11 protein-coding genes are annotated in these 10,617 nt (G+C 27.2%); all 11 read left to right on the forward strand.

What is annotated here, in order from left to right:
- Positions 1 to 360, forward strand: a 360-nt coding sequence (locus tag A500_RS05915) for a helix-turn-helix domain-containing protein (RefSeq protein WP_016206680.1), incomplete at its 5' end; no start/stop codon positions are given.
- A gap of 132 nt (positions 361 to 492) precedes the next feature.
- Positions 493 to 1,386 (forward strand): sensor histidine kinase, encoded by an 894-nt coding sequence (locus A500_RS05920; protein WP_016206681.1) that lies wholly within the window; start codon positions 493 to 495, stop codon positions 1,384 to 1,386.
- Between the two features lie 10 nt (positions 1,387 to 1,396).
- Positions 1,397 to 2,854 carry an ATP-binding cassette domain-containing protein gene (locus tag A500_RS05925; protein ID WP_016206682.1) on the forward strand — a complete coding sequence of 486 codons (1,458 nt, stop codon included), beginning with the start codon at positions 1,397 to 1,399 and terminating at the stop codon, positions 2,852 to 2,854.
- Positions 2,855 to 2,960: 106 nt separating this feature from the next.
- A complete protein-coding gene (locus A500_RS05930) occupies positions 2,961 to 4,469 on the forward strand; it encodes a sugar ABC transporter ATP-binding protein (protein ID WP_016206683.1) in 1,509 nt (502 codons plus the stop codon).
- Positions 4,470 to 4,514: 45 nt separating this feature from the next.
- Positions 4,515 to 5,543 (forward strand): ABC transporter permease, encoded by a 1,029-nt coding sequence (locus A500_RS05935; protein ID WP_047001529.1) that lies wholly within the window; start codon positions 4,515 to 4,517, stop codon positions 5,541 to 5,543.
- A 34-nt stretch (positions 5,544 to 5,577) separates the two neighbouring features.
- The gene (locus A500_RS05940) at positions 5,578 to 6,513 is read left to right on the forward strand and encodes an ABC transporter substrate-binding protein (RefSeq protein WP_016206685.1); all 936 of its coding nucleotides are present in this window, start codon (positions 5,578 to 5,580) and stop codon (positions 6,511 to 6,513) included.
- Positions 6,514 to 6,642: 129 nt separating this feature from the next.
- Positions 6,643 to 7,473, forward strand: a complete 831-nt coding sequence (locus tag A500_RS05945; protein ID WP_016206686.1) for a pentapeptide repeat-containing protein — start codon at positions 6,643 to 6,645, stop codon at positions 7,471 to 7,473.
- 82 nt (positions 7,474 to 7,555) lie between these two features.
- Entirely contained in the window at positions 7,556 to 8,101 is a 546-nt protein-coding gene (locus tag A500_RS05950) for a GNAT family N-acetyltransferase (RefSeq protein WP_016206687.1), read from the forward strand.
- A gap of 203 nt (positions 8,102 to 8,304) precedes the next feature.
- On the forward strand, positions 8,305 to 9,099 hold the full coding sequence (locus A500_RS05955; RefSeq protein WP_278245091.1) for a GNAT family N-acetyltransferase: 795 nt from the start codon (positions 8,305 to 8,307) through the stop codon (positions 9,097 to 9,099).
- Positions 9,100 to 9,410: 311 nt separating this feature from the next.
- Entirely contained in the window at positions 9,411 to 9,806 is a 396-nt protein-coding gene (locus A500_RS05960; RefSeq protein WP_016206689.1) for a hypothetical protein, read from the forward strand.
- Positions 9,807 to 10,039: 233 nt separating this feature from the next.
- The gene (locus tag A500_RS05965; protein WP_016206690.1) at positions 10,040 to 10,528 is read left to right on the forward strand and encodes a CarD family transcriptional regulator; all 489 of its coding nucleotides are present in this window, start codon (positions 10,040 to 10,042) and stop codon (positions 10,526 to 10,528) included.
- Positions 10,529 to 10,617 lie beyond the last annotated feature (89 nt).

The raw sequence follows: 10,617 nt of genomic DNA on the forward strand, positions 1-10,617 counted from the left end.
AAGTCATTAGATAAAATTATTGAAGATAAAAGGCAAGCTGATACTAAACCAATTCGTGTAGCTAAGGAATATATAAAGCAAAATTATATGAAGCAAATAAGTTTAGAGGAAGTTAGTTCTTTTGTCGGATTTAATTCATCTTATTTTAGTCATCTGTTCAAAAAGGAAAGTGGAAAAAATTTCTTAGAATATCTTTCAGAAACAAGAATGAATAAGGCTAAAGAATTCTTAAAAGAATCAAATTTAAGCATATCAGTAATATGTGAAAGGGTAGGTTACTGTGATATAAAGCATTTTACAAAAAGTTTTAAAAAAATTGCGGGAATAAAGCCAAATGAATATAGAAAACTATATTCATAAAGGAGTAATTATGAAAAATAAAAAAAAGCAGTATATATCGAAAAAAATTTTATATATGTACATTACTATGGAAAGCTTTATAGGTGGTTTACTCACAGTACTTATGATTATATCTTTTATAGAAAAAAATATGTGATAGTTGTAGGGATTAGCTATATTATTTTTATTATTATTTCTTATATAAGTTATAAGTATGTATATGTACCATATAAAGAAAATTCTAAGGTATTAAAACTTTTTGCTAAAGGCTATACTATACAAGGTATATTTGATCAAAATACATTTTTAAGTCCTGAAATAGAAGAACTAACTAAGAAATTTAAAGAGGTTATTCAAGGAAAGGAATTAATCACTGCTTCAAAAAAACAAGCTGAATATCTTGCATTACAAAATCAAATTAATCCACATTTTCTATATAATACGCTTGAAGGAATAAGAGGTGAAACTTTAAATGCAGGATTAGATAGTGTAGCCCAAATGACAGAGGCTCTTGAAACTTTTTTTCGTTACACAATTTCTAATGTGGAAAATTTAGTGAGCTTAGAAGATGAGTTATGTAATATAGAAAATTATTACATTATTCAACAATATCGATTTGGAGAAAGAGTAAATTTAAAAATAGATATAAATAGAGAAGACGAAGAAAAAATTTTAAAATATAAAATTCCAAAACTAACTTTGCAGCCAATTGTAGAAAACGCCATTTATCATGGAATAGAGAAAAAAATTACTAATGGAAATATTATTATAAAAATTGAGGCCACTAAAAATCGTATGATAATTACTATTTCAGATGATGGATCAGGGATTGAAGAAGACTTACTTAAAAAGCTAAACAAGAAGTTAAATATAATTTCTTTTGATAATATTAATATAAATAACAGGAAAAAAGGGGGCATTGCTTTAGTTAATGTAAATAGAAGAATAAAGCTTTTATTTGGAGAAGAGTACGGAATATTAATTTATAGTAGGGTTAATGCAGGAACAGATGTCGAAATAACCCTACCATTAATAGAAGGTTTCTAGAGGTAATTTTATGAGTGAAGAAATATTAAGATTAGAAAATATAATTCAATTTAAGGAAGAAAGAAAAGTCCTAGATAACTTTAATCTACGTGTTTTAAAGGGGGAAATCATGGGACTAATATTTCTTAATGACTATGGCAAGGAAGCGCTTATTGAATTGCTTTGTGAAAATGTCCCGATACATTATGGCCGGGTTTATTTTGATGAAGTTCTGATAAATAATTATGAGTACAGCAGCCAAAGGAGGAATAAGGTTGCTATTATAGATAAAAAAAGTAGATTAGTTGATGATTTAACAGTTTCAGATAATGTTTTTGTAATTCGTAAAGGATTCAAAAAGTATTTAATTAATAGAAATATACTTAACTCTCAACTTAAGATGTTTATGACTGAATTGAATATTAATATTGATGGAAATAAAATAGTACGTAAATTATCAGCTTTTGAACGATGTGTCGTAGAAATTTTAAAAGCTATGATAGGAGGAATTAAGCTAATAGTAGTTAAGGACTTAAGTAATTATTTAAGTTCAACTGAATTAATAAAATTTCAGAATATTATTAAATATTATTGTGAGGCTGGAATATCCTTTATTTATATATGTAGCCATCATGAAGAAGCTTATAAAATATGCAATAGACTATACTTATCTGAAAATGGAAGGATACAAAAAATACTAAACAAGAATGACTTTACTGAAGAAAAGATTGGTCCTTATATTATTGATTTTAATGAAATTAAGATCAATGAGTTTATAGAAGAAAATAAGGAAGGAATATTAAAATTTAAAAATATATGGACTAAAAATTTAAAAGGAATGAACTTCAAAATAAAAAAAGGTCAATGCACAATAATTTTAGATTTAAGTAATACAGCACTAGAAGAAATAGTAAGCCTTATTAATGGAAATTTACAACCAATCAAAGGAAGTTTGCTTTTTGAAGGAAATAATTATTTTAAGAAAAAACATATTAATATTATAAAAAATGGTGTAGCTTTTATTGGAGAAGAACCAATTAAAAATATGATATTTGAAGAGATGAGTTATATGGATAATTTATGCTTTTTAATAGATAGGAAGAAAAATGGAATCTCTTTAAGTAGAAGGATTAGAAAAAGTATTGTAAATGAATATGAACCTTTGGTAGGAAAAGATATATATGAAAAAGATATTTCAAATTTATCACTTACAGCTTTATATAGTCTTATTTATTATAGAATTCATTTATACAATCCTAAAATAGTATTTTGCTTTCAGCCTTTTTATGGCGCGGATATGTATTTAAGAAAACATATAATTAACTTGATAAATGAACTTAAAAAAAGAGGTATTACTGTTATTATTATTGGAATAGCTCTTGAAGATTCATTAATTCTTGGTGATCATCTTATTGTTATAGAAGAGGGAAAAGTAAGAAATGAATATGATAGAAATGAATTTAATTATATAGATAAAGTAAACGTTTAAAGAACAAAAAAATGACCCTGTAAATCCAAAGTTTGCCCCCTTACTGTAAAAAATATGAAATGTTATACTAAAGATGTTAAGAGAAGCAGTAGGGAGGATGGTTTAAATGGAGGATTATATAGTTGAGGCAAAGCATGTAACAAAAAGCTTTTCTGGGGTAAAAGCATTAGATGATGTAAGCTTTAATTTAAAAGCTGGAGAGGTTATGGCACTACTAGGAGAAAATGGTGCAGGTAAATCAACTCTTATGAAAATATTAAGTGGTGTTTATACAAGAGATTATGGTGAAATAAAAATTTTAGGAGAAAATGTTGGAAATTTAACTCCTAAAAAGGCCCAAGAATTAGGAGTTGCGATTATTCATCAAGAAATAAGCATGTGCCCACATCTTTCTGTTACAGAAAATATTTTTCTAGGGCGTGAAAAATCTCATTTAGATATTCTTTCTAATAAAGAAATGAATAAGGAAGCAAAAAAAATCTTAGATAGAATGAATATTGATATTCCACCAGATACTATAGTTGGAGAACTTTCAGTATCTAAGCAGCAAATGATAGAAATAGCTAAAGCAGTTTCAACAAATGCAAGAATATTAATAATGGACGAGCCTACATCTGCATTAACTTCTAGAGAAATTGATGAGTTATTTGAAATTATTGAAAGGTTAAAAAAAGACGGTTGTGGCATAGTATATATATCTCATAGATTAGAAGAACTTCAACATATAGTTGATAGAGTTACAATAATGAGAGATGGAAAATATATTACATCTATGAATTTTGAAGATACTACAATGACTGAAATTATTTCTAACATGGTTGGAAGAGAAATAAAAGAAAAATTCCCAAGAGTAACATGTAAGAGAGGGAAAAAGATTTTAGAGATAAAAAATTTAAGGTCTGGAAAATCAGTTAAGAATGTTAATTTTAATCTATATGAAGGAGAAATTGTTGGTATAGCAGGTTTAGTTGGAGCAGGACGTACAGAAACAACAAGGGCAATTTTTGGAATGGATCCAAAAGAATCTGGAGAAATTATTTTAGATGGTAAAAATATTAAGATAAATAAACCTTTAGATGCTATTAAAGCAGGAATAGTTCTTGCTCCAGAAGATAGAAAAAAAGATGGATTATGTACAAAATTAAGCATTAGAGAAAACGTTTCCTTACCAAATTTAGATTTACTTTGTAGTAAATTTGGAGTTGTAAATAAGAAAAAAGAAAAAGAAATGACTAATAAGGCAGTTAATGATTTTAAAGTCAAGTTAGCTAGTATAGAATTGAATGCTGGAAGTCTTTCAGGAGGTAATCAACAAAAAATCGTTGTTGGTAAATGGTTAGCTAGGAATTCAAGAGTTGTAATTTTTGATGAGCCTACTAGAGGTATTGATGTTGCAGTAAAGGTTGAAATTTATAATCTTATGAACAAATTAAAGCAAGAAGGAATTGGCGTATTATTTATATCTTCTGAATTACCAGAAATAATGGGAATTAGTGATAGAATCTTAGTTATGTGTGATGGAAGAATAACAGGAGAATTAGATATAAATGACGCTACCCAAGATTTAATTTTAGAATACGCTACTAAATTTGAAAGTAAGGATTTAGTTAATTAAGCTAAGGAGGGGTTAAAAGTGGAAAATGTTGAAAAACAAGGAGCAATGAGAAAATTATTTAAAGTGAGAGGTATGGGGCAAGTAATTACAGTAACCTTTGGGCTTATTATTCTTTGTGTAGTATTTGGTATTTTAAATCCTATTTTCTTTTCAAGTCAAAATGTAGGTAATTTACTTAGACAAATAGCACCAATACTAATAATTGGTATTGGACAATCCTATGTTTTAATAACAGGAAATATTGATTTATCAATTGGTTCAGTAGTTGGTATGAGCTGTATGATTGCAGCAACTCTTATGACTAAGGGTGTAGGGCCTATGCTTGCTGTATTAATTACATTAGTATGTTGTTTACTTCTAGGCGTTTTAAATGGAGCATTAGTAGCAAAATGTAAATTGCCACCATTTATTGCAACTTTAGGTACAATGACTATAGCAAGAGGTATAGCTCAAATTGTAAATAATAACTATAATACAGATTCAATTGGTAATGCAGCAAAAGGTTTTAGAAATTTATTTTATTATGGGAAAACCTTAGGACTTTATAATACAATTTGGATTGCAATTTTATTATGGGTTGTTTTCAATTTTATTTTAAGTAAAACTCGTACCGGTCGCCATATTTATGCTATTGGAAGTAATGTTGAAGCAGCTAAGCTATCAGGTGTAGATATAGCAGCTACAACAACAAAAGCTTATGTTGTAAGTGCATTTTGTGCTTGTATAGTTGGATTAGTTATATGTGCTACAAGTGGGATGGGAACAATGGATGCAGGTAATACCTATGAGATGTATGCAGTTGCAGCATCCGTAATAGGAGGAGTAAGTACCCTTGGTGGACAAGGTATTTTACTTGGAACTGTAATAGGAGCTTCCATTTGGGGTGTATTACAAAATGGATTACAATTTGTAGGTGCACCAGTAGCTATAAGAAATATAGTAATTGGTATTATAGTAGTTGTATCTGTATTATTAGATATAATACTTAGAAGTGGGAAATTTAGAAGATCTAAATTAACAAACGATAAAAAGAGGGTAATAGAAAATAATGAAAATAAAGTTGAGAAATTATAGCGAAAGCTTTAATTAAAAATAGGAGGTTTTATTAATGAAAAAGAAATTAATATCATTAGTTTTAGGATTAACAGTTTTAGGAACAGTATTAACAGGATGTAGTGGAAAAGCAGAAGAAACTGGCGGTAAGTCAGAAGGAAAGAGTAAAGTATATTTAATTACTATGGACCAAATGGATCAACATTGGGTTAACGTAGATGCAGGGGCTAAAAAAGCTGCTGGAGAACTAGGAAATATTGAATATACTTGGCTAGCACCAGATGTTAAAGACGATGCTAAGCAAATTGAAGCAATTAATAATGCAGTAGCAGGAGGAGCAAATGCAATACTTTTAGCAGCAAATGGACCAGATGCTGTAACTCAAGCTCTAGAAGAAGCTAAAAATGCTGGGGTTAAAATAATTTATGTTGACTCTGCAGCAGATTTTCCAGCAGAACAAACATTAGCAACAGATAATGAAGCAGCAGGAAAAACAGCAGGAACAGAAATGATAAATGCTTTAAAGAAAGCAGGAGTTACTGAGGGATCCATTGGTATAGTAAATGTTAACTCTGCAACAGCTTCAACTGTAGCACGTGAAAAAGGTTTCCGTTCAGCTTTTGATGGTACAAGTTTTAAAATATTAGAAACTCAATATGGTGAAGGTGATGCTGCAAAATCAAAGGAAATTGCTGCTAACTATATTACTCAAGGTGTTGTAGGTATATTTGGTGCTAATGAAGGTTCAACAGTAGGAGCAGGTAACGCTATACAAGAATCAGGTAAAAAAGTTATTGGTGTAGGTTTTGATAAGTCAGATATGATTCTTGAATTAATAAAGAATGGACATCTTCTTTGTACAATGGCTCAAAATCCAGATGTTATGGGATATGAAGGTATGAAAACTGCTGCTAAAGTATTAGCAGGAGAAAAAATAGAGAAGAAAAATGTTGATACTGGAGTTTCTGTTATAAACGCTGAAGCTTTATAATCTCTATTATATTCAAATAAATTCCAGCCCGAAGAAAAAATAAAGTTGTTATGGTAAATTCATAACAACTTTATTTTATATTATGATATAATTAACATAATATATTTTATGAATGTGAGATGGATAAAAATGAATTATAAAGAGCTACAGCCTGACTGTGAAAAGTGTTTTGGGCTATGTTGTGTTGCATTATACTTTTCAGCTATTGATGGATTCCCTGTAAATAAAGATGCAGGAAAACCTTGCATTAATTTAAAAGGAGATTTTAAATGTAAAGTTCATGGAGAGCTAAATAAAAAAGGATTAAAGGGCTGTATAGCGTATGACTGTATTGGTGCAGGTCAAAAGGTAGCTCAAGTTACTTATTTGGGACATGATTGGAAGAAAAAGCCTGAATCTTCAAAGCAAATGTTTGATGTTTTCATTATTATGAAGCAACTTCATGAAATGCTTTGGTACCTTAATGAAGCTGTTAGATTGCAATATAATAACAATATTAATAAAGAAATGTTGATTAAAAAAATAGATGAAATAAAGAATATAACAAATTTAGAAGCAAAGTCAATTATAAAATTAGATTTAATATTAACTAGAATGGGAGTTAATAAGTTGCTTTTGCAAACAAGTGAATTCCTAAGGTTAAAAGTTAATAGTGATAAAAAATCATTAAAAGGTAAAAAAGCTTTAGGCGGAGGCTTAAATCTTATGGGAGCTGATCTTAGAAAAAAGGATTTAAGAGGTGTAAATTTAAGTGGGGCCTTTTTAATTGCAGCAAATTTAAAAAATGTAGATTTAAGTTGGACAGATTTAATTGGTGCTGACTTAAGAGATGCAGATTTAAGCGGAGCTAATTTAAGAAATAGTATTTTTATAACCCAAGCTCAAATTAATAGTGCTAAAGGTGATGTTAATACAAAATTACCTGAATCCCTTAGCAAACCAAATCATTGGTTAATATAAGAGAATAAATAGCAAGAGATATCGTATTACTTATAATGATAGTACGATATTTTTTTATTAATAATATTAATGGAGGAATTTTATGGTTATTACTGATAAAATAATAAAAGGGAAAAATCTAAGGTATATACTTCGCTGTCCAATAAAAGAAGATGCTGAAGAATTATCTAAATTAAGAGTTAAGATAGATGGAGAAACAGAAAATCTTGATAGGGAATCAGGGGAAGGGTTATTAACCAAAGAAGACTTTGAAAGAATTATTTATGAAGACTCAATATCTAAAACAAATATATTTTTAATAGCAGAGGCAGAGGAAAAGATAGTAGGATTCACGAGGTGTGAAGGAAGTAAATTAAGTAAATTTAGACATAAAGCAGAATTTGGAATATGCATATTAAAAGAATATTGGGGATATGGAATTGGTAAGGCACTTATAGAAAGTGTACTAATATGCGTAAAAAATACCGAAATTAAAAAGATATCATTAACAGTTGTAGAAACAAATAAAAAAGCAATTGAGATATATAAAAGATATGGATTTGTACAAGAGGGATTATTAATAAATGATCGTATTCATAAAGATGGTAATTGGTATAATACAGTTATTATGGGGAAATTTTCGGAATAATTTGATATAATATAAAAAATATTTAAATTCAAAATAAACTTTTTTATACATAGCGTAAATGAAGAAGAAATAAAAAAATAAACTTAAATTGGAGTGAAATTAATGGATAATGTAAATAATGAATTATTAGATAGACGTATTATTATAAAAAATATATAAATGAGGAAGAAAATAATAGAATAAAAGAGTTAGAAGATGTTTGTATAGAAGAAGATGAGGTAAATTTAAAGCTTGAATTAGAGTATAGAGCACAAGTTTATAAGGAGTATAAAAAATCTCCTAATGATATAAATGAGTTTTTATATTATGTAAATAATAAATTAATAGGTTATTTAGGAATATCAAGTTTTGGAAGAAATATTGCAGAAATAAATGGAATGGTTCATCCAAGATTCAGAAGGCAAGGAATATTTTCTAAGCTTTTAAGTATATCACTAGATGAATGTAAAAAAAGGAACTTTAACAATATATTATTGCTTTGTGATGATAAATCAAAAGCTGCAAATGAATTTATAAAAAGTATAAAATCTAACTATTCATTTTCTGAGTGCAGAATGAAATGTACAAATTGGAGTGTACAACCTAGTGTAAAAAATATTATTTTAAAAGATGCAAAAAATAAAGATATATGTGAAATAGAAAATTTAAATGAAATTTTCTTTGGACTAGCTAGTAGCGAACAAATATTACCAGAAGATGAGGAAAAAAATAATATTATAACTTATTTAATTCAATTAGATAATAAAATAATTGGTAAGATAAAAGTTGACAAAGAATTAACATCAGCTTTTATTAGTGGATTTGGAATAATTCCTGAATTTAGGAATAAAGGATATGGAAAGGCAGCATTAACAGAAGTTTTGAATAACTTAAAGAAAGAAGATATAAATACAGTTGGTTTAGATGTGGAAATAAGAAATAAAAATGCATTGAATTTATATAAAGCTTGTGGATTTAAAGAGCAATCAATCATGAATTATTATGAAGTAAATATTTAAATCTTATGTATTTATAGTATTAAAGAAAGTATTATGTATTAGAATTTAAATAGTTCTTAAAGAAAACTATAAGTTATCTTTGAGAACTATTTTATTTTTTAGCTTTAATTATAAATTCGAATAAAACTTACACAGATTCAGATTGATTTATGTTTCTTAATAAAGTATATCTTTCAGTAGGTTAAAATTTAACTATTAAAGTATGAAATATATTCTAAAAGGATAATATTTTATTGAAAAACAATAAAGTATTATTGACTTACTATAAATATTCAATTATTATATAAGATATAACGGGAAGGGAGATATGTATGAAAAGGAATTTAATAGTTTTAATTAGTACTATTTTATTATTAGTAGTAAGTATTTTCTTTATAGGATGTTCAAGTTGTAAAAGTAGAGATAAAGTAAGGGAATATAATGTTATAGTTTTCAATAATTGTAAAGAGCCTATAAAAAACTTTGGTTATAAAACAAATAATTCATCTGGTGGAGCTAGTTATGCAGATAGTAGCCTAATAAAATATGGAGATAATATGAAACTGCTTATAATGAGTAATGACTTTGTATTAAGCGTTACTGATAAGAATAATAATACATTTAATAGTCAACAATTTAATATTGATCTTACAAATAAAGAGAAAATATATAAAGTTTCAGTAGAAAAAACTGAAAATGGTATATGGGAATTTAAATTAGAGGGATAGTAAAATAAGTATTTTAGCATGTATTAATTTATTACTTAGGAGATTAATGGGGATTATATATAATTAAGTATGTTTTATAATAAATTAGATAAATATTTATATTATTTAGAAGGATTTTGAGAAATGTTAATATATTTGTGTTATAATTAGTATACAACAGGTAGTTCCTAAAAGTTTTTAGCTGTAGGGACTACCTTTTTCATTATAAATCAAATACATAAGGAGGTAAATTTATGTTTAAGATAAATGATTATGTTGTATATGGTTCAAATGGAGTTTGTATGGTCAAAGATATAGAAAAAGTGACCTTAAGAAGTGAGGAATTGGAGTATTATATTTTATCTCCAGTTTATAATGATAGGATGACTATTAAGATTCCTGTAAACAATAAAAAAATATCAATGAGAGAGCTTATGACAAAAGTTGAAATAATGAATTTAATTGGAGAAATTTCTAAAAATGAAATTGTTGAAATAGAAGATTCAAGAAAGAAAGTTGAAGAATATAAGGCTATCATTAAAAAAGGAAATGCTGAGGATCTGATAAAGGTTATAAACTCTATAAAATTAGAAGAAAATGAAAAAAGTTTAATAGGTAAAAAACTTAATAAAACAGATGAAGATATTATGCTTAGTGCTAGAAAGCAGTTATATCAAGAAATGGCAATAGTATTAGCAATTAATGTAGATGAAGTACAAGATTATATTAAAAGTAATATGTAAATTTAAATTAATAATTTATAACATTTATAGGTCTAGAAATCAAAATCCTATATTTTATAGTTAAATGTTATATAATAATTATGGATATA

The sequence above is a fragment of the Clostridium sartagoforme AAU1 genome (genome assembly GCF_000401215.1).
GTDB lineage: Bacteria > Bacillota > Clostridia > Clostridiales > Clostridiaceae > Clostridium > Clostridium sartagoforme.